Source organism: Streptomyces sp. NBC_00083, from assembly GCF_026343295.1.
Classification (GTDB): Bacteria; Actinomycetota; Actinomycetes; order Streptomycetales; family Streptomycetaceae; genus Streptomyces.
In genome coordinates, this window is record NZ_JAPELY010000001.1 from 2855023 (window position 1) to 2874515 (window position 19493).

Consider the following 19493-nt stretch of genomic DNA (forward strand, 5'->3'; position numbering starts at 1 on the left):
CTTCACCCACCGCACCAAGGAGCAGACGTGAGCGAGACGGCGTCCATCGCCCTGCAGCAGGAGATCGCCCGGGAACTCCAGGTCGCCGAGGACTTCGAGGCCGAGCGGGAGATCGAGCGCCGGGTGGCCTTCCTCGCCGAGCGGCTCACCTCCACCGGCCTGCGCTGCCTGGTCCTCGGCATCAGCGGCGGGGTCGACTCCACCACCGCGGGCCGGCTGTGCCAGCTCGCCGTCGAGCGCGCGCGGGCCGCCGGTCACGAGGCGCGGTTCTACGCGATGCGGCTGCCCTACGGCGTCCAGGCCGACGAGCACGACGCGCAGGTCGCGCTCTCCTTCATCGAGGCCGACCAGGCGCTCACCGTGGACATCAAGCCCGCGAGCGACGCGGCGCTCCAGGCCGTGCTCACCGCGGGTGTCGGCTTCGACGGCGACGGCCACCAGGACTTCGTCCTCGGCAACATCAAGGCCCGCCAGCGGATGATCGCCCAGTACGCGGTGGCCGGTGCCCACAACGGCCTGGTCGTCGGCACCGACCACGCCGCGGAGGCGGTCTCCGGCTTCTTCACCAAGTTCGGCGACGGCGCCGCCGACCTGGTGCCGCTGACCGGATTGACCAAGCGCCGGGTCCGCGCCGTCGCGGACGCGCTGGGCGCCCCCGCCGAACTGGTGTGGAAGGTCCCGACCGCCGACCTGGAGACCCTCGCGCCGGGCAAGGCCGACGAGGACGCGCTCGGCGTCACGTACGACGACATCGACGACTTCCTGGAGGGCAAGCCGGTGGACCGGCAGGTCTTCGACACGATCGTCACCCGTTACCGCCTCACCGAGCACAAGCGCCAACTGCCCATCGCTCCCTGAGTGTTGAGGCTCCGCCCGGTCCGCACGATCGCGTAGGGCGGGCCCCCGGTTTCCCGGGGGCCCGCCCTACGCGTCTGCGGCGCTCTCGGCGCGCGAGGGGTGCGGCTACGGCAGCTGGTGCCGCTCCACCAGGACGCCCGCGATGAAGCCGAGCGCCGCCACGATGCCCACGGCGAGCAGCACCGTCAGCCACGGCACGGTGAGCCACGCCGCGATGCCGCGCTTCTCTGCGCCGTCCGCGGATTCAGCCACCGGACCCGCCAACGGCCCGGCCTGCGGCTGGAGTTGGGTCTGCTGCGCGGTGCCCGTCCGCGGCAGAGCGGTCGTGGCGTCGAGCGCTGTGCCGGTGTGTTCCTGCTGCGCCGTGGGGGTCGCGCTCACGACGGGTGAGGCAGTGGTCGCGGGCGAGGCCGCCGCGGGGTCCTGGCCGTCGCCCTTCGTGAACGCGTCACGCTCTCGGGCCATGTCTTCGGTACTCCCTTAGTTGTCCCTGTGCGGGGCCGTCTGTGGGGTGCCCCCATGTGAGGGGTCCCTGTGTGAGGCGTCCCGTGGGGGATGTCCCCGTGTGGGCCGCCCCTATGAGGGCTTCCCCGTCTGGTCTGTGCCTGCGTGCTGCGCCCCTATGTGTTGCGCCCCTATGTGGAGCGCCCCTATGTGGAGCGCCCCCATGTGGAGCGCCGTCGGCTCAGGGGGCGAGCGTGGTGATCCGCACCTTCTGACCGAGCGTCAGTCCGCCGGTGATCTGGGTGTTGGTGTCCGACTCGACGCCGACCGTCACCTCGGTGGGGTGCGTGGCGCCGTCGGGCGCGACCACCGTCACGGTGCGCCGGGGGCCGGTGCCGCTCAGCGCCGCCGTCGGCACGAACAGGGCGTCGGCGGCTTCGCCGGCGACGATCTGGACACTGACGCCCTGCCCGGTGTGCAGGTCCTTCGTCGGCCCCATGATGTCGAGCGTCACGGGGTACTGCGCGGCGTTGGCCGGGGCCCCGCCGTTGACGGCCAGGGTGCCGACCGACAGGACCTTCGCGTTGAGCACCGTGGTGGACTGCGCGGTCAGGGTGACCGTGGCCGCCTGGCCCGGCTTGAGCCGGAGGGCGTCCGCCTCCGAGACGTTCGCCTTCACCTGCATCCCGGTCGGGTTGGTGAGGACGATGAAGCCGCTCGGCGCGGCAGGGGTGCCGCCCGTGGCGGGGTTGCCCGTGGCGCCGGGCGCCGGCACCGCACCCGGAACGGCGCCCGCCCCCGCGGTGTACGTCGTCCCCGTCACGGTCTGGCCGACCGTGGCACCCACGGACGCGACGGTGCCGTCGACCGGCGCCGTCAGTACGGTGCCGTCGAGCGTGCGCTGGGCGGTGTCCACCGCGCTCTGCGCCTGCGCCACCTGCGTCTGGGCCTGGAGGAGTTGCGTGGGGTCCACGGACGGGTTCGCGACGGGGACCACCCGCACGTACGAGACGTCATGGACGAAGGAGACGCCGGACAGGATGCCGGGCGGGGCCGTGTCCGACGGCGTGGGTGTGGGCTTGGTGGGCGTCGGAGTGGGGGTGGGCGTCGGCGTGGTCTTGGGCGTCGGGCCGGTCGAGTGGGTCGCCCCGCCCGTCGGGTTGGTGCCCGTGCTGGGCAGCGGGCCGGCCGGCTGCCCGTGCGCCACCTGGTCGAGGTTGGCCTTGGCCGCGGCCAACGAGATCTTGGCCTGGGCGAGCACGAGACGCGCCGCCTTGTCGTCGACCTTCGCCAACACCTGGCCCTTGGCGACCTTGTCGCCGGGCTTGACGTCGACCTTGGTGAGCTGGCCGCCGGTGGTGAAGTTGACGCCGGCGTCGCTCGGCGACGTCAGCAACCCGGGCCCGGCGACGGTTGCCTGCACCTTTCCCGTGGATACGGCGGCTGTGCGCGTGTCCGTGCGCGCGTGAGCGGAGGCCGGCGTGTCCACCACCGCGTAAGCGCCACCCACGGCCGCGATGAGCACTACACCGAGCGCCGAGTTCAACAGGACGGCTTTATGCAGCCGCGGAAGGACCTTCATACGGCGAGACTGTCAGCCGCTCCCTACACCCACCATGACCGCCCGGCCAAGCTTACGGACCAGTAACTTAGCTGAACGGGCACATCTTTGGGCCGGACGGTCCTACGCAGCGGCCCGTGCTGCTCGCTCTGCGTGGTCACACCCGCCCCGCCCTCAACTCTGCCCGACGGCGCCCCCAAAGCGAAGGGGCTTTCTCACGCACTGTCATCAACGCGCCCGGTCGGCAAGGGCATTGCTGCGCACCCTGACACAGAGACCCCGGCTTTGTCAGTGCCCGTGCGTAACCTTTTCGGCATGGAGATCACATCGGGGGAAGACGCGGGGCGCCGCTTCGCATGGCGTGCCCTGCTGCAGCGGTGGAGCGACGAGTGGCTCGACCCCGTCCTGCACGAACAGGAGCGGGCGGAACCGTTCCCGGACGAGATGCGCGCGGCCCGGTGGCTGGGCGGCGAAGGAGCCACGCCCGAGGTCCTCCGCGCACTCGAACAACGCCTGGGCACCGTCCTGCCCCCGAGCTACCGCCAGTTCCTGCTGACCAGCGACGGCTGGCTCAGCACCACCCACGACATCGACCGGCTCCTGCCGGCCGAGGAGGTCGGGTGGACCCGGGACCTGGATCCGGAACTCGTGGACCTCTGGACGGAGGGCCGCGATGACCCCTCCTTCGACGTGAGCGACGACGATTACTTCCGCTACGGCGAAGGCCAGGACCCGGCCCTGCTGCGCCCCGCCTACCTGCGGCACACCCTGACGATCAGTCATACCCCGGACGCCACGGACGTCTACCTGCTGAACCCCCGAGTGGTCACGGCCGACGGCGAGTGGGAGGCCTGGCACCTCGCCCACTGGCTGCCCGGCGCGGTCCGGCACCAGTCCTTCTGGGCGCTGATGAACGCCGAGTACGCGACCTTCCGCGGCGACGAGTGAGGGCTTGCGGCGCGGGGGTGTGCCATCCCAACGTGGGCTATTGGTCAGCCAGTTGTGGCATGTGGCTCCGGCCCATGTGGTGCGACCCCACAGGCGGGGAGTCCGGCCCGTCAGCCGAGGAAGAGCGGCAGGGTCGACCCGAGCGCACCGAGTTCGGCCTGTTCGGCGACGGTCGGGGCCCGGCGGCCCGTGCCGACAAGGAGCGCCTCCGTGTCGGAGAACGACGATGGCACCGGCGCGCCGGCGATCCGCTCCAGCATCGCGCGCGAACGTGCCACACCTTCGGCGGGTGGTCCCTCACTCCCGGGCAGACGGGCGATCAGGTCCAGGTGGTGCAACGTCCATTCCAGGACGTACGCGTCGAGGTAGTCGCCCACCGTGAGGACCTGGTCCTGGGTGGTGACGCGCAGTCGGCGATCGGCGAGTTCGGCGGCGCGCCCAGCAGCGGAGCCGACGTCGTCCAGGTGGTACTGGAGCAGCGCCGGCTTCTCGTACGCCGCTGCCAGCCGGACGATCAGCGCGTCGAGCGGATCGTCGCCGGTAGGTGCCGCGTCCGCCACGCTCCAGTAGGTCACCGCGTCCACCGTCGGCTCCGCACCGGGTTCGGCCGGAGTGACAAGGGTGATCAGGACGTCCTGGGCGTCGATCACCAAGTGACACACGAGGTCCCGCACGAGCCAGCCCCGGCAGCCGGACGGCCGGGCGAAGTCCTCGTCGGAGAGCCCGGCGACGGCGGTGCGCAACGCTGCCCACGTACGGGAGAAGAGATCCACGCCGGCACGGTAGCGGGGCGGCACAAAGGCCCACAAGCGGGAGTCGGCCGAAGCGTCGGCCGCGTGCAGGGCCGTCAGCCCTGGCGGGCCGTGCGGGCCAGTTCGCTGCTGATTCGCTCGCGCAGCGTGTCGTGGCGGGGAGCAAGGGCGTGGTGGTGGTCCCACCAGTTCTCGTGGGGGTAGAGCCATACCGGTCGACACACCAGGTCGGTGGGTTCCCATGTGTAGCGCGGCCACACATGGGCGTGCAGGAATCCATCGGTGTTGCCGAGGATCTCCAGGTTCACGCGACGAAACGCCGGGTCGAGCGCACGACAGGCAAGCTCGACGGCTTCGCCGAGAGCGTCCATGTCGGACAGGAAGTCCAGGCGTTTCGCCCGGGGGAGGTCGGAGAGACGCTCGACGCGCGGGTCGTCCACCAGGAGAACCGAGTAGCCCGGCAGGAACTGCACATCCCCGATCACCGCGAATCCGGCGCTCAACCGCCGCAACACGGTGGGGTTCTCGCCCCGCAGGGCGGCGCCGATCCGATCCGTACGCCAGTCGTCGTCATGCGTGGGGCCGTCACCCATGGGGCCGTCACCCATGGCGCCCCCGTTCACGACGCGGCGCCACGTGACACGGCAGACGCCGACGCCGACGCCGACGTCGACGCGTCAGCGACACGCTCCGACGACGACGCCGCCCGGGGAGCCGCATCGCCGCGGCGCAGCACGCCCGCACCCGGTTCGCGCACCATGAGGACATCCACCGGATCCTGCGCTTCCACGGTGAACCCGTGGCGTGCGTAGAGCCGTTGGGCGGGGCTGCCCTGAAGGACGTTGAGCCGCACGGGCACGCCGTCGGCATCGGTCCGCCGCAATACGGTCCGCAACACGGCGGATCCGACCCCGCGGCCGTGGATCCGGACGTCCAGGTAGAAGTGTTCCAGCCAGTGCCCGTCCTCGGCCGGGCGCACCGCGACACAGCCGGCGAGGGCGTCGTCGACCATCACCACCCAGGTGTGGCCGGGTACGAAGGCGTCGCGCAGCCGTTGACGTACCCGGTGTTCGTCGTAGCGCCCCAGGCGTTCAAGGTCCGGACGCATCGCCACGGCCCGCAGCTCGACGATGGGCTCGACATCCGCGAGCCGGGCCGGTCGCAGCGACCATGTGACGAGCCCGTCCTCGCCCACCCCGTCCTCGCCCGCCCCGGCCCCGCCCGCCCCGGTCACGTCAGCGTGGCCCATCCGTATCTCCCGCGTCCGCGTACTCGCATCCATGGCGGGAGTATGTCAACAGGCCCGACAGCCCGCGTAGGCAGGCGAAACCCTCCGTCTTCGGTGCCCGCACCATCGCGCCATCGTCTGGACGCGGCGCCTCCCGGGGGCCAGGGGCGGCCAGAGCGATCCCGTCCTGCAGGTGCACCGGCACGGAGGCCTCGCCGCGCAGCCCCCCGGCCTAAGGCGCCGACTCGGCCAAGGCCCCGCGTGGCAGGCAAGCAGAGGGCAGAGTCGCCGCGGACTCGCCGACGACGACGCCGACCGCGGACCCGGCACCCCAGGTACCAATCAGGTACCGCCCTCCCATGGCCGAGCAGGTACCAACTAGGTACCATCGACCGTATGCCGTCCCTGAACATCACCTTCACCGATGAGGAACTCGAAGCGGTGCGGGCCGCCGCGGCCGCCGAGGGGAAATCCCTCAAGCAGTACGTCCACGACCTGCCGCTGCGCGAACAGCAGCGCCTGCAGTTCGTCCGCTACGCGCTCTCGTGGGGGGAGCAGCAGCGCGCCGAGTTCGACGACGCCTTTCCCGACGAGGCGCCACCCGGATCCCGCGGTCAGGGGGCGGACGCCGCCTGATGGCCCTCTACATCGATGTCCCGTGGCTCCTCGACGTGCAGGAACAGGCCGTCCCCGAGGACGTGAGCGTCGCCGACTACTCCGCGCTCGTCGCGGCCGTCGCCCGCCACAGGACCCGCATCCCGCGCCCCTCCACCGCCGATCCCGAGCCCGCCTGGCGGGCCGCCGCCCTGCTGCACACCCTGGTGCGGCTGCAACCCCTGCCGCACCGCAACAGCCTCTACGCCTGCCAGGTGACGGCCGCGTACATGTACGCCTCCGGTGAGGGCATCGACCCGCCGTACGGCGCCATGGTCGACCTCGTACGCGACATCCAGGCCGGCAAGGTCAGCGTCTACCAGGCCGCCGAGCGGATCCGCGGCTGGCGCATCTGAGGCAGGGGCCACTCGGGGGCGAACTCCGGGGGCGGTGGGGCGTCGCTCTGCGCCGGACAGGAGTCCGCACGGGCCTCGCGGGGCGCCGCGACCGCGGGCGCCGCCGGGCGGCGGCGCGGGAGGAGGGCCCCGTACGCTCGTCCCATGGGCAGCGAGATGGGTTTGCGGGAGCTTAAGAGGCAGCGGACGTACGAGTCGGTGTCGGACACGGCGGTCGCGCTGTTCCTCGAGCGCGGCTTCGACGGGGTGTCGGTCGCCGAGGTGGCGGCTGCCGCCGGGATCTCCAAGCCGACCCTGTTCCGCTACTTCCCGGCCAAGGAGGACCTGGTCCTGCACCGGTTCGCCGACCACCAGGACGAGGCGGCCCGCGTCGTGGCCCGGGGCCGGTCCGACGGCCTCGCACCACTGACCGCCCTGCACGCCCACTTCCGCCATGGGCTGCGGCGACAGGATCCGGTGACCGGCCTGTGTGACAACCCCCATGTGCTCGCCTACCACGGGCTGCTGTACGGCACCCCGAGCCTCGTGGCACGGCTGTACGGCTACCAGGACAGGTCCGAGCAGGCGCTCGCCGCCGAACTCGGCGACGGGCTGGACGCCCGGATCGCGGCCGGCCAGATCATCGCCGTGCAGCGCGTCCTCGCCCTGGACAACTGGCGCCGGATCGACGCGGGCGCGAGCGCAGGCGCGCTCCACGCGGACGCCGTCGAGGCGGCGGACCGGGCGTTCGAGCAGCTGCGGGAGGGGCTGGGCGGCCGGTTCGGTGGCGGGGAGGAGGCGTAGGCGGCGCAGAGATACGCAGGGGGCGGGAAGCGCCCAGTCGACGCAAAATGTTACTGAGTAATAAATGTAACCGAGTTGCGGTAATGTGGTCCGCATGACGCCACTCGACCGCGCACTCGACCTGGAGCGGACCTACCACGACACCTGTCGAGCCGCCCTCGCCGCCATGGCCGAGGGTGCCGGGCATCGCGTGATCATCGGCGAGAACGCGTTCGCCTCGGGCGCCGACGCCGAAGTCCTCGGCTATCAACTCCGCAGTTGGGCCGAGGAGTTGCGGGAGATGCCGGAAGGGCCGCTGTTCTTCGGCCGACTCGACTTCGCCGCGTCGGCCGCCGGTGATCATGCCGGCCAGAACTATCACATCGGGCGCCGCCGCATCAGTGAACACCCCTCGGCCCCGCCCCTCGTCATCGACTGGCGCGCGCCCGTCTCGCGCCGCTTCTACCAGGCGAGCGCGCTTGACCCCCAGGGCGTGGCGGTCCGCCGCCGCTTCGGCTGGGCGCAGGGGAGCAGGGGTGCGGCCGAGGAGCTGACGGGCCTGGAGGACGAGCGCCTCACGGCGGACGGGTCGAGCGCCGCAAGCCTGCCCCTTGCCGGTTCAAGCCCCGAGGGTTCACCCCCCGCCGGTACGGTCCCCGCCGGCGCGATCCTCACCGGTGAGATCGAACGCCCCCGCGTCGGCCCCATGCGGGACATCGCGGCCACCATCCAGCCCGACCAGGACGACCTCGTCCGGGCCGAACTCGCCCGCTCCGTCTGTGTGCAGGGCGCCCCCGGCACCGGCAAGACCGCCGTCGGCCTGCACCGCGCGGCGTACCTCCTCTACACCTACCCGCAGCGCATCCGGCGCCGGGGCCTCCTGGTGCTCGGCCCCAACCGCACCTTCCTCGCCTACGTCCGCGAGGTGCTCCCCGCGCTCGGCGAGCACGACATCCGCCAGTCGACCGTGGACGACGAGATCGTGCGCGAGACCCGGGGCCGCGAGGCGCGGGCCGTCGATGAACCGGCGGCGGCGCTCGTCAAGCACGACGTGCGCATGGCCGACGTGCTCCGGCGCGCGCTGTTCGGACGCATCGCCGAGCCCGTCAACTCCCTTGCGGTGCGCGAGGGTTCGTACACCTGGCGGGTGGCGCGGCGTGAGCTCGCGGCCATCGTCGACGCGGTGCGGGCCGAGGCGCCGCCCTACGCCACCGGGCGGGAGCGGGTGCGCAGCCGGGCGGTGCGGGCGATGCAGCTCCAGGCCGAGCGGCGCACCGGGCCCATGAACCACACCTGGCTCCAGAAGATCACCAGGGCGCGCCCGGTGACCGAGTACGTCGACGCGGTGTGGCCGAATGCGAAGCCCGAGGAGGTGCTCGCCGAGCTCCTCACGGACCCCGACGCGCTGGCCTCGGCCGCCGACGGGATCCTGGACGACGCCGAACAGAAGGCGCTGCTGTGGGCCGAGCCGCCCCGGTCGTGGAAGTCGGCCGCATGGTCACCGGCCGACCTGGTCCTGCTCGACGAGGTGTCCGGTCTGATAGAGCACCCGGAGGGGTACGGGCACATCGTCGTCGACGAGGCGCAGGACCTGTCCCCGATGCAGTGCCGCGCGATCGCACGGCGCGCCGCGTTCGGTTCGCTGACGGTGCTCGGAGACCTGGCGCAGGGCACCACGCCGTGGGCGGCCCGCGACTGGCGCACCCAGCTGACCCACCTCGGCAAACCGGAGGCCGTCGTGGTGCCCCTGACCACCGGGTTCCGGGTACCCGCCGCGATCGTGGAGCTGGCCAACCGGCTGCTCCCCGCGCTCGACGTGGAGGTGCCGATCGGTCAATCCCTGCGCAGGGACGGCCGGTTGAGCTTCCGCGAGGCCGCGTCGGCGGGAGACCTGGCCGGCGCGGTGGTCGAGGCGGTGCGGGCGGCCCTCAGCCGCGAGGGTTCGGTGGGCGTGATCGCCGCCGACCTCGACGTGCCCGAACTGGACGCGGCCCTCGCCGCGGCGGGCCTGCCCGTGAGCACCGGGGGGCGCCTCGCCCTGCTGCCCGCGACGCTGGCCAAGGGACTCGAATACGACCAGGTGGTGGCCGTCGAGCCGGCCGCCATCGCAGCGTCGGAGGACCGGGGGCTGCACCGCTTGTATGTGGTCCTGACCCGTGCGGTGTCGGGGCTGGAGATCGTCCACAGCCGGCCGCTGCCGGGGGAGCTGGCGCCGCGCGCCTGACCGCCCGCGCCGGCTACCGCACGTCCGGCGGCTGGTTGCCGTGGTCACCCGGGGCCCGCCGCCCCATCTCGTCCGCGGTCCGCTGCCCGTAGCCGGAGGCCGGCCCAGTGCTGGGCCCGGCCGTCGGCAGACCGGCGCCGGCCTGGGACACCGCCCCGCTCGTGCCGCCCTCGGCCGTCTGCCCGCCCGTCCCCGCCCCGGCCACCGGCCCGCTCGCGTCGGCCTCGGTCGTCGGACGGCTCGTCCGCATCCGGGCGTAGGCGTACACACAGCCGGCGAGCGCCAGGTCGGACAGGAGCATGAAGCCGATCGAGTACGAGTTCTTCGCGCTGTAGATCGCGCCCATGACCAGCGGCGGCACGAACCCGCCGAGGCCACCCATGGCCCCGACGATGCCGGTCACGCTGCCCACCTGGGGCTGGGGCGTCACCTGGGACACCAGGGCGAAGACGCTGCCGCTGGCGGTGCCGAGGCCCGCGCCCATGCAGAGCAGGGCGATCGTGCCGCCGGGGTAGAGCGTGGGGTCGAAGGCCTGCACGATCGCGAGCAGGGCGACCACACCGAGGGCCGCGGCCGTCACCAATGCGGGGTGGATGCGGTCCGAGAGCCACCCGCCGATCGGCCGGAAGATGACCGTGGCGAGCGCGAACCCGGCCGCCTTGGAGCCCGCGTCGGTCGGCGACAGCGCGTACCAGGTCTTCAAGTACGTGGGCAGGTACACGCCGAACGCGACGATCCCGCCGAACCCGATCGCGTACAGCGCCGACAGCTCCCAGGTGACCCTCAGCCGCCCGGCCCGGCCGAGCCGTGAACCCAGCGTGGCCGTGGGGATGGGCCGGTCGGGGCGGTCGGTGATGAGCAGCGCCGCGAGCAGGGCGTACGCGGCGAGAGCGATCGCCACGACGAGGAACGGCACGTTGTAGCCGTGCTTGGCGATACGGGGGGTGAGGTACCCCGAAAGGGCCACACCGCCCATGCCCATGCCGAACACGCCCAGCGCGAGCCCCCGCTTGTGCGGCGGGAACCAGGAGTTGACCAGGGGGATGCCGATCGCGAAGGTCGTACCGCCGAGCCCCAGCAGGAACCCGACCACCAGCATCAGGCCGTAGCTGTCGCGCGCCGGGATCAGCAGCAGCACGGGCACGATGGTCAGCGCGGACATCAGCGGGAACATCAGCTTCGCGCCGTACCGGTCGGTGAGCGCACCCACCGGGATCCGGCCCAACGACCCGACGAGCACCGGGACCGCGACGAGCAGCGACTGTTGGAGCGAGCTGAGATGCAGCCGGTCCTTGTAGTCACCGGCCAGCGGAGCGATCAGGTCCCACGCCCAGAACGTGAGCGTGAACCCGACCGTCGCCATCACCAGGTTCCGGTACGCGGCAGCAGAGGGCTTCGAGGTGTCCACGCCCTCAGTCAAGGCCGCCACACCTACCGGGGCGCGCCGGACTGGGCCGTACGGGGGACGCCTCGGCGGCCTCGGGTACGCCCCGGCAGGCGCCGTGAGCTCGCGGAACGCGGGGGCCGGGGGAACGGGGGGCGAAGGTCAGCCGGCGCCGTTCCACGCCCGCCACAGCGCGGCGTACGCCCCGTCCGCGGCCACCAGTTCTTCGTGCGTACCCAGCTCGACGATGCGGCCCGACTCCATGACGGCGACGCGGTCCGCGTCGTGTGCGCTCTGGAGGCGGTGGGCGATGGCGATGACCGTGCGGTCCGAGCGGACGGAGGCGATCGCCCGCTCCGCATGGCGCGCCGTCGTCGGATCGAGGAGCGAGGTGGCCTCGTCCAAAATCAGTGTGTGCGGGTCGGCGAGCTGGACCCGGGCGAGGGTCAGCTGCTGGGCCTGTGCGGCTTCCAGGCCGAGCCCGCCCGCGCCGAGCCGGGTGTCGAGACCGTCGGGCAGCTCCGCCACCCAGTCCGCCTCCACCAGGGCGAGCGCCGACATGATCGCGTGGTCATCGGCCTCCGGCGCGGCCATGGTCATGTTGTCGCGCAGGGTGCCCATGAACACGTGGTGCTGCTGGGTGATGAGAGCGACGCGGCTGCCCAGGGCGCCGGCCGCCGCGAGGTCGGCGACGGGCACATCGCCGAGCAGGACCGCTCCGGCGTGGGGCGCGTCCACACCTGCCAGCAGCTTGCCCAACGTGGACTTGCCGGCCCCGGAGCGGCCGACCACGGCGAGGCGTTCACCCGGCCGCACCACCAGTTCGACGCCCCTCAACACCTCGTGCGGCGGAAGGTAGGCGTAACGCACACCCTTGACCTCGATGACATCGTCCGCGGGAACCGGCACCGGGGCGTTCGACGGGTGCGACACCAGGCCGACGCCCTTGATCCGCGCGAACGCCGCGCCGCTGCGCTGCAACTGCTCGACCCAGTAGAGCATCTGGTTGAGCGGGTCGACCAGCTGCCACATGTAGAGACCGGCCGCGACCACCGCTCCCAGCGGGATGGACCCGTCGAGGAAGCGCAGCCCGCCCACGACCAGGATGAGCGCCATGGGCACGGTGTGCGCGAACTCGGTGAGCGGGAACAGCACCGTACGCAGGGCGAGGGTGCGGCGGCCGGCGCGGTAGGTGACGTCGATGGCGTCGTCGAGCACCCGGTTCTGCCGTGCGCGCAGCCCGTACGCCTCGATGGTGCGGGCGCCGTGCGCGGTGGAGTTGAGGATGTCCGCGACCTCGCCGCTCGCCACGCCCTCGGCGAGATAGGCCTCGCGTGAGCGCGCCAGGTACCAGCGGCTCACCACCCAGACGAGGGGGAGGCCCACCAGGGAGCACAGTCCGAGGAGGGGGTCGAGCAGGACGACCGCGCCGAACATGAACACGACCTGCACGCCCGCGATGAAGATGTCCGGCGCGGCCGTGCGCAGCGTGGCCGCCACGGTCGCGACGTCCAGGGTGGAGCGGGTGACCAGGTCTCCGGTGCCCACCTTGTCCGCGACGTGCCCCGGCAGCGCGAGCGCGCCGTCGACGACCTCCTCACGGAGTCGGGCCAGCGCACGCTCGCCGAAGCGGTGGGAGAGGAGCCGGGCGCAGCGCGTCAGCACCAACTGGGCCGCCGCGAAACCCAGAGCGGCGGCGGCCAGTGCGTCGACCCCCGACGTGGACAGCGAACCGTTCTCGACGCCGTTGACGATGCGGCCGAGGAGCCAGGGGCCGGCGGCGCCGGCCGCCGCCGCGAGGCAGGTCAGGAGCAGGGTTGCCAGGATCGCGCCCCGGTCGTCCTTGAGGAGACGCAGGGCGGCCCGGCGTGCCGTCCCGGCGTCGGCCGTCGGAAGCCGTGCCGCCGTGTCGGCGCCGCTCATCGGACCACTTCCTCGCCCTGCTCGACGGTGGCGGCCGAACCCTGGGGACCGGCGCCGGGGGAGCGGAACACCAGTGCCGCGTAAGCGGGTTGGGCCGCGAGGAGTTCGGCGTGGGTGCCGGTGGCCCGTACGGTGCCGTCCACCATGTAGGCGACTTCGTCGGCGTGGCCGAGCACCAGGGGCGAGGTGGTGACGACGAGGGTGGTGCGTCCGCGGCGGTGCTCTGCCAGACGTGCGGCGACGGTCGCCTCCGTGAGCGCGTCCAGAGCCGATGTCGGCTCCACCAGGAGGAGCACCGCGGGATCCGCGAGCAAAGCACGGGTCAGCCGCAGCCTTTGGCGCTGTCCGCCCGACAGGGTGCGGGCCCGGTCTTCGAGGTGTGTGTCGAGCCCGTCCGCCGCCGCCTCCACGATGTCCTCCGCGGCGGCGGCCCGCAGCGCCCGCCCCACGTGGGCGTCGGTGTGGCCGGTGGGGCCCGAGAGGGCGGCGCGCAGGGGCCCCGCGAACAGATAGGCATCGTTGTCGGCGAGCAGGATGTGTCGCCGCAGCGCGGTGCGGTCCCACTCGGACAGTGTGGCGCCGCCCCATGAGACGTCGGAGTCGGTGTAGCCGGCCAGCCGCTCCACCAGGGCCCGTGCCGCGCCGGGCCGGGCCGCGACCAGAGCCGTCACTCTCCCCGGGGCGACCAGCAGACCCGAGGCGGGGTCGTGCAGCGCGCCCGGCGCGGCCGGCGGATCGGTCCGGGTGCGGTGGTCCTCGGAGGCCGGCCCGAGCGCCAGGATGTCGACCACGCGCCGTGCGGAGACCAGCCCGCGCGGCAGGTCGTCGGCCCCCTCGATGAAGAACGCGACGGGAGCCAGCAGAGCGGCCACATAGCCGTACACCGCGACGAGTTCACCCACGGTTATGGTGCCGGCGGCCGCCATCCGCGCACTGATCCACGTCACGACGGCGAGGAACACCAGGGGCAGACATGTGGTGAGCGCCTGGACCCAGCTGGTCATGGCGGCGATGCGGTAGCCGAGCGGGACGAGCGCCTGAGAGCGTTCCCGGTAGCGGCCGGCGAACAGGGGCTTGCCGCCCATGCCGTTGAGCACGCTCAGGCCGGCCACCATGTCGCCCGCGAGAGCGGTCAGATCGCCCTGGTCCTCGCGGTAGCGGCTCTCGGCGCCGTGCAACCTTCCGAGCAGGGGCCCCGCCGTCACGGCGAGGGCGGGCACGCCGAGAACGATCACCAGCGCCAGCACGGCCGAGATCCGGAACAGCAGGACGGCGGTGGCGGCGTACGCGATGGCCGCGCCCACTCCGGGCCCCGTGATGGTGAGTGTCTGAGCGATCCTGCCGATGTCTCCGGCCTGGAGATGGGCGAGTTCGCCCGCGGACACCTGCCGGGGCAGCGCCGACCCGAGGCGGGTGACATGACGCGTGACGACCTGCACCGTGCGGTACGCCGCGTCCATCCGCACCAGCGTCATGGTGCGGTGGCGCAGGATGCCGAGGACGGCGATCCCGGCGCCGGTGGCGACCACCGCGCCCGTCCACAGGAGCAGCGCCCGGGTGTCATGGGCCCTGAGCCCGGCGTCGATCGTCCTGGACAGCAGATACGGCGGAACCATGAGCCCGCACATCCATGTGCTGCCCCAGAGGGCGCCGAAGGCCACACGTCTGCGCTGACATGTGGTTAGCCACCACAGGAACCGCAGCGGACTCCGGTGGTCCGGCACGCCGGGGTCCTCGTAGGGGACCCGGCGTGCTGCTGCGGGCAGGGGTGCTCCGTGCGTCATCTCGGCTGTCCTCGCGTGCAGTTGACGGCGAACTCGACCGACCTCCGTGGCGGGCCTCGGGTGCGGCCGGCCGGCTCTCCTGGCCGTACCGGCTGCTCGCGATCGTATAAGGACGGTGGTGCGCCCTTCGGACGGAGGGTTCGCGTCGACACGGGCCGTGCACCGGGAAGATGGGTTCGGCACCCATGAGCAAGCCCCGCCGGTCGACGGCGGGGCCATGTCGTGAGGGGGCGAGCGGGAAGGGCGGGCCCTCCCACTCGCCGTGCCCGGCGCGGCCGTTCAGCCTGCCGCGCGCTCAGTCGCTCACCTCTCCTGCGCGGCCGGCCCGTAGAGCGCCGCGATCTCCTGGGAGCCGCTCCACCGGCTGTAGGTGGGTGACTGGGGCCAGCCCTCGGGGGAGTCCTGCCACTCCTCCTGACGCCCGTACGGCAGAACGTCGATCAGGGCGAAGGTGTGGCTGAGCTGCTCGGTGCCGCGCCCGGTGGTGTGCCAGGTGCGGTAGACGGTGTCGTCGTGGCGCAGGAACACATTGACCGCGAAGCCCTCGCCGGGCGCCGCGCCGACATCGGTGCCGAACGGGCTGTTCGCCGTCGAGTACCAGCTCATCCGGTTGCCGACGCGCCGCTTGTACGCGAGGGCCTCGTCGATCGGGCCCTGGGTGACGACGACGAAGCGGGCGTCGTACGCGTCCAGGAAACCCAGGCGGGTGTACTGGGACGTGAACCCCGTACAGCCCGAACACTGCCATTCCTTGCCGGGGAACCACATGTGGCTGTAGACGATCAGCTGGGACTTGTCGCCGAAGACGTCGGCCAGCCGGACCGGCCCTTCCTCGCCTTCGAGGACGTAGTCGGGCATCTTGACCATCGGCAGTCGGCGCCGCTGCGCGGCGATGGCGTCGAGCTGCCGCGTGACGGCCTTCTCCTGGACGCGCAGCTCGTCGAGTCGGTGCTGCCAGGTCGCGGCGTCGACCACGGGCGGTAGTGCTCGGTCGGTCATGGACTCCTCCAAGGATCACGGCACGGCATAGGTCTCGCACCTATGGACCGCGCCCGGACCCGAAACTCATCGCCCGACCGCACACCGGTTCACCGCCCGTGCCGCGCTCACCCCCGGGCCCGGAGCCGCGCCCACCCCCCGGTGGGCTGTCCGCCTCCCGGGCCGTCCGTGGGTCAGTGGTCGATGTAGCTGAAGTCGCCCATGGTCCAGGCGCTGACGTCCTTGATGGCCACGCGGTACATCCCGCCTGTCTCCGGGATGCCCACCGAGCCCTGCAGAATCCGTGCCACATGGAAGTGCAGGTACTTGGGCGGCCCGTCCTCGCGCGGTTCGGCCGTGAACACGGTGGCGAAGGCGCGCAGGTCGTCCGAGTCGGCGAGGACCTCCGACACCCGCTGCCTCCAGGCCGCCTCGGGGGCCAGCCGGCCGGTCAGGACGGCACCGGCGGTGACCACGGTCAGAGACATCTGATTGCTGTGCTCGGATTCGACCAGAGCGGCGACGTCAACAAGCAGTTCGTCAGGCTTCGACATGGAAGGAGATTCTAGCCACCGGACGAACGCCCGGCCCCGGCGACGTCGAGCAACGCTCCGTATCGCCCCGGAGGCGGAGAGTCGCCCCCCGGCGTGAGACGTGTGGCCGTCTGGTTTGCCGGGTATCGGCGTGTTACGGAAGTGAGTCCTGAGCCTCGGGAGCTGCTTATGCCCACCAGCGACGCGATCGTGATGCTGCGGGAAGGCCACAAAGAAATCAGGCGGCTGATCCGCTCCTACCGTGCCACGCGGGATCCGGACGCGGTGGAGCAGCTCCTGCGCGCGCTGGCGGTGTACACGTACATCGAATGCGAGGGCATGTATCCCCGCGTCTCCGTTCTGGCCCCCGAGACCGAGCCGACGATCCTGTCGCTGCGCGAGGAACACCACATCGCGGAGGTGCTCGCCGCGGAGCTGCACGACATGCGTCCCGAGGAGATCGCCTTCGACGCGAAGGCCCGCCTCCTGATGGACATCGTGGAACGCCACATGGACACCGAGGACACGATGTGGTTCCCCCATGTACGAGCCACCGTGGGCCGCAGGGAGCTGCGGGAGATCGGCGCCTGGATGTCGGTCCTGGCCGAACGGGCCCCCCGCCGGCCGCGGCGGATCGCCCAGCAGCGGGTCTGGGACGCGGTGGCGGCCTGAGGCGGCCCCACCTCACCCCACCCGATCTCACCCCACCCCGCCCCACGACACGGCACAGGGGGACCGGAGGGAAGAAGGGAGCAGCATGGCACCCGCACGTCACGAGCTGGACCGGGCCTGGGAGGTGGCCACCAGTGCGCAGGACGCACCCGAGTGGAGCCCCGAGCAAGAGGTCCTGCAGGTCTATGTGCCGGCCTGCTCCGCGCCCTGGTCCTGTGGCGCGCGACGACAGGTCCTGTGGCGTCTTCATGTGCCCGGCAGTGACCTGCGGCCGGTCAGCGTGAAGCTGGTCACCGCCGCTCACTGGCAGGGCGCCGTGTCCGAGTTGGCCGCCGACGTCGATCCGAGCTGCGGGGGCACGGCCGTGACCGTGCCGCACGTCGCGCCGGGCACGTACTGGATCCAGGTGGCGCGGGGCAGTCGGCTGCTCGCCACCAGCCGCCCCTTCGCGATCGGCCCGTCGCAGAGCGCCCGCCAGGGGTACGCGCACCGGCGCCCGCGCTCGGGCCCGCCCCGGGGCAGGCGCTACCCGCACTGATGGGCCTCGCGTAACGGAACGTGGGAACGGGAGCAGCCCGCCACGGCCTTCCTGTGGGTGGCCCATTTCGCCCCCTCAGTCGCAGAGGAACTCCCAACTCCCGTACCCGCAAAGGAAATAGTGCGATCCGGGCCGTCGGCCGGCCGGGGCGCTGTACGGTGACGTCGGCTGTACCGCACATGTCGTCAGTTCACCTGCTCCGCCCCGGTTTCCGCTGTATCCGGCCGAAAGGAACCACGTGAGCACTCACACCGAACCCGTCGAGCCCGCGGAAGAGTTCAGCCTCAAGCACTTCTCGGACAAGGACGGCACCCTCCTCTACAAGGACGTCGCGGTCTTCGCGACGGTCCAGGACTCGCGTCAGCAATTGCTCGTCGGCACGGGTGGCCGGCTCTACGTCGCCGCCGCCGATCACGCGCTGAAATGCTGGGTGCAGAAGCCCGGCGGCGGCGACGCGACCGCCCAGCAGGTCTTCGGCGTGATCGCCGACGAACAGTCGGGTGGCTACACCGCCCTGCGCGCGGAGGGCGTCAGCAGCTGGGAGCACTCCTACGGCGGCGACCTGACCAAGCCGCTTGGCCTGATCCAGGCGATATCCAAGAGCGACGCCTTCACCTCCGTGACCTGGGGAGCCCCGTACTGCACGGCCGGATGGGTGGCCTCCCTGATGCCGACCCTCAGCTCGCTGGGCACGGTCAAGATCCCCGGTGCGACCGTGGTGATCGGACAGAACGTCCACTCGTCGACCATCGTCGGCAGCCTGTGGGTCAAGGGCCTCGTGTCGAGCGACTGCAGGCAGGAGGACTTCCCGACCGAGTGGATGGCCGGCGTCGTCTCGACGCTGTGCCCCCGGGCCACGGGCCACGGCGACCTCGCCAACATCACGCTCTTCTGCGGCCTCCTGAAGAAGGCCGGGTTCAAACCCGCGCGGAAGGCCGACCTCGCGGCCCGGATCCGCTTCATCCTCACCAACTACCCGCAGCACGAGAAGACGCTGCGCGCGCTGCCCAACATCCAGACGTACTACAGCAGCCTCTTCTGATCCGGTGACGGCGTACGTCCTCCACCGGACCGGGGGACGTGCGCCCGGCCGCGACCGGGCCGATCGGGGGAACCCCGGCGAGGTGATGCCCCGCGGGGCGGCGCAACCGGTGTCATGGAGGACGCCCGCCGCCCCGCCCCTCCAGGAAGACCGCCCATGCGCACCCGAGCCCTTCGCCGCCTCGCCGTCCAGCCCAACGTGCTGTTCGGAGGTGTCTACGGCGCGGTCCTCGCCAGTTCGATGGTGGCCGCGCTGACCCAGTACGGCGCGAGGGCGCGCCCGGACCGGCTGTACGACGCCAAGTGGCTGCTGATCACAGCGATCGCGTCGGCCCTGGCCCACGGGTACGCGCACATCATCGCCCGGCGCGGCCACGAGACCGACCACGGTGGCCGGCAGGCGCTGTGGATCCTGGGCGAAGAGTGGCCGCTGGTCGCCGCCACGCTGCCCACCATGCTCCTGCTGTACGGCGCAGGGCTCGGCTGGTGGGGTTCCCAACGCATCGAGTACGTCGCGTTCGCCGTCAACATCGTGCTGCTCTTCGCCTGGGGCCTGTTGGCGGCACGCGCGGCCGGCCGCACCTGGGGCGCCGGGGTGCGCCTCGGCCTCGGAGACGGCCTGCTCGGCGTGATCGTGGTCGTCGCCAACGCGATCATCAAGTAGCAGGGCCCCCGGTGCGGGCCCCTTCCGCGCGCCGCCGCTCGATGGGCCGGGCGGGGTGGACTTACCGGGACGCCCGACTATATGTTCGGGGAAGTGGCCGCGGTGCGGGAAAGCCGGTGTGCGTCCGGTGCGGTCCCCGACCAAGGAACCAACGAGATCATGCGCGTCATCGTCGCCCGAGGACTCGCG

At 72.0% G+C, this 19493-nt stretch carries 20 protein-coding genes; 10 read left to right on the forward strand and 10 right to left on the reverse strand.

Features of this window, described 5'->3' with window-relative positions; genetic code table 11:
- The first annotated feature begins 27 nt into the window (after positions 1–27).
- Positions 28–858, forward strand: a complete 831-nt coding sequence (gene nadE / locus OOJ98_RS12655) for an ammonia-dependent NAD(+) synthetase (RefSeq protein WP_323177890.1) — start codon at positions 28–30, stop codon at positions 856–858.
- 105 nt (positions 859–963) lie between these two features.
- Here nadE and OOJ98_RS12660 read toward each other — a convergent pair whose 3' ends face one another.
- Both OOJ98_RS12660 and OOJ98_RS12665 read right to left on the reverse strand, forming a co-directional pair.
- Positions 964–1323 (reverse strand): hypothetical protein, encoded by a 360-nt coding sequence (locus tag OOJ98_RS12660; protein WP_267054745.1) that lies wholly within the window; start codon positions 1321–1323, stop codon positions 964–966.
- Positions 1324–1543: 220 nt separating this feature from the next.
- Positions 1544–2725: an efflux RND transporter periplasmic adaptor subunit gene (locus OOJ98_RS12665; protein ID WP_267054746.1), complete on the reverse strand. Its 1182-nt coding sequence runs from the start codon at positions 2723–2725 to the stop codon at positions 1544–1546.
- 453 nt (positions 2726–3178) lie between these two features.
- Between OOJ98_RS12665 and OOJ98_RS12670 the strand changes: the two genes are divergently transcribed.
- On the forward strand, positions 3179–3811 hold the full coding sequence (locus tag OOJ98_RS12670; RefSeq protein WP_267054747.1) for an SMI1/KNR4 family protein: 633 nt from the start codon (positions 3179–3181) through the stop codon (positions 3809–3811).
- Between the two features lie 110 nt (positions 3812–3921).
- Here OOJ98_RS12670 and OOJ98_RS12675 read toward each other — a convergent pair whose 3' ends face one another.
- The 3 genes from OOJ98_RS12675 to OOJ98_RS12685 all read right to left on the reverse strand — a co-directional run bounded on the left by OOJ98_RS12675 (position 3922) and on the right by OOJ98_RS12685 (position 5758).
- Entirely contained in the window at positions 3922–4584 is a 663-nt protein-coding gene (locus OOJ98_RS12675; protein WP_267054748.1) for a maleylpyruvate isomerase N-terminal domain-containing protein, read from the reverse strand.
- 74 nt (positions 4585–4658) lie between these two features.
- Positions 4659–5171 carry a diadenosine tetraphosphate hydrolase gene (locus OOJ98_RS12680; protein WP_267054749.1) on the reverse strand — a complete coding sequence of 171 codons (513 nt, stop codon included), beginning with the start codon at positions 5169–5171 and terminating at the stop codon, positions 4659–4661.
- An 11-nt stretch (positions 5172–5182) separates the two neighbouring features.
- A complete protein-coding gene (locus OOJ98_RS12685; protein ID WP_267055622.1) occupies positions 5183–5758 on the reverse strand; it encodes a GNAT family N-acetyltransferase in 576 nt (191 codons plus the stop codon).
- A 429-nt stretch (positions 5759–6187) separates the two neighbouring features.
- Between OOJ98_RS12685 and OOJ98_RS12690 the strand changes: the two genes are divergently transcribed.
- The 4 genes from OOJ98_RS12690 to OOJ98_RS12705 all read left to right on the forward strand — a co-directional run bounded on the left by OOJ98_RS12690 (position 6188) and on the right by OOJ98_RS12705 (position 9787).
- Positions 6188–6427, forward strand: coding sequence for a hypothetical protein (locus OOJ98_RS12690; protein WP_267054750.1), 240 nt, complete (start codon positions 6188–6190; stop codon positions 6425–6427).
- Complete coding sequence (locus OOJ98_RS12695) at positions 6427–6801, forward strand: toxin Doc (RefSeq protein WP_267054751.1); 375 nt, start codon at positions 6427–6429, stop codon at positions 6799–6801. Before OOJ98_RS12690 ends, OOJ98_RS12695 begins: the two co-directional genes overlap by 1 nt.
- 144 nt (positions 6802–6945) lie before the next feature.
- On the forward strand, positions 6946–7584 hold the full coding sequence (locus OOJ98_RS12700; RefSeq protein WP_267054752.1) for a TetR family transcriptional regulator: 639 nt from the start codon (positions 6946–6948) through the stop codon (positions 7582–7584).
- 94 nt (positions 7585–7678) lie between these two features.
- A complete protein-coding gene (locus OOJ98_RS12705; RefSeq protein WP_267054753.1) occupies positions 7679–9787 on the forward strand; it encodes an AAA family ATPase in 2109 nt (702 codons plus the stop codon).
- A 13-nt stretch (positions 9788–9800) separates the two neighbouring features.
- On the opposite strand, the gene OOJ98_RS12710 is transcribed toward OOJ98_RS12705, so the two are convergent.
- From OOJ98_RS12710 to OOJ98_RS12730, 5 genes are all read right to left on the reverse strand, one after another.
- Positions 9801–11150 (reverse strand): NarK/NasA family nitrate transporter, encoded by a 1350-nt coding sequence (locus OOJ98_RS12710; RefSeq protein WP_267055623.1) that lies wholly within the window; start codon positions 11148–11150, stop codon positions 9801–9803.
- Positions 11151–11333: 183 nt separating this feature from the next.
- Positions 11334–13094, reverse strand: coding sequence for an ABC transporter ATP-binding protein (locus OOJ98_RS12715; RefSeq protein ID WP_267054754.1), 1761 nt, complete (start codon positions 13092–13094; stop codon positions 11334–11336).
- The gene (locus OOJ98_RS12720) at positions 13091–14710 is read right to left on the reverse strand and encodes an ABC transporter ATP-binding protein (RefSeq protein WP_267054755.1); all 1620 of its coding nucleotides are present in this window, start codon (positions 14708–14710) and stop codon (positions 13091–13093) included. The genes OOJ98_RS12715 and OOJ98_RS12720 overlap by 4 nt, the downstream gene beginning before the upstream one ends.
- Positions 14711–15181: 471 nt before the next feature.
- The gene (locus OOJ98_RS12725) at positions 15182–15877 is read right to left on the reverse strand and encodes a DUF899 family protein (protein ID WP_267054756.1); all 696 of its coding nucleotides are present in this window, start codon (positions 15875–15877) and stop codon (positions 15182–15184) included.
- A 173-nt stretch (positions 15878–16050) separates the two neighbouring features.
- Positions 16051–16410 carry a hypothetical protein gene (locus tag OOJ98_RS12730; RefSeq protein ID WP_267054757.1) on the reverse strand — a complete coding sequence of 120 codons (360 nt, stop codon included), beginning with the start codon at positions 16408–16410 and terminating at the stop codon, positions 16051–16053.
- Positions 16411–16578: 168 nt separating this feature from the next.
- Between OOJ98_RS12730 and OOJ98_RS12735 the strand changes: the two genes are divergently transcribed.
- From OOJ98_RS12735 to OOJ98_RS12750, 4 genes are all read left to right on the forward strand, one after another.
- Positions 16579–17061, forward strand: coding sequence for a hemerythrin domain-containing protein (locus OOJ98_RS12735; RefSeq protein WP_267054758.1), 483 nt, complete (start codon positions 16579–16581; stop codon positions 17059–17061).
- 85 nt (positions 17062–17146) lie between these two features.
- Positions 17147–17599 (forward strand): hypothetical protein, encoded by a 453-nt coding sequence (locus OOJ98_RS12740; protein WP_267054759.1) that lies wholly within the window; start codon positions 17147–17149, stop codon positions 17597–17599.
- Positions 17600–17837: 238 nt separating this feature from the next.
- The gene (locus OOJ98_RS12745; protein ID WP_267054760.1) at positions 17838–18641 is read left to right on the forward strand and encodes a hypothetical protein; all 804 of its coding nucleotides are present in this window, start codon (positions 17838–17840) and stop codon (positions 18639–18641) included.
- 156 nt (positions 18642–18797) lie between these two features.
- The gene (locus OOJ98_RS12750) at positions 18798–19304 is read left to right on the forward strand and encodes a hypothetical protein (protein WP_267054761.1); all 507 of its coding nucleotides are present in this window, start codon (positions 18798–18800) and stop codon (positions 19302–19304) included.
- The last annotated feature ends 189 nt before the right edge of the window (positions 19305–19493 follow it).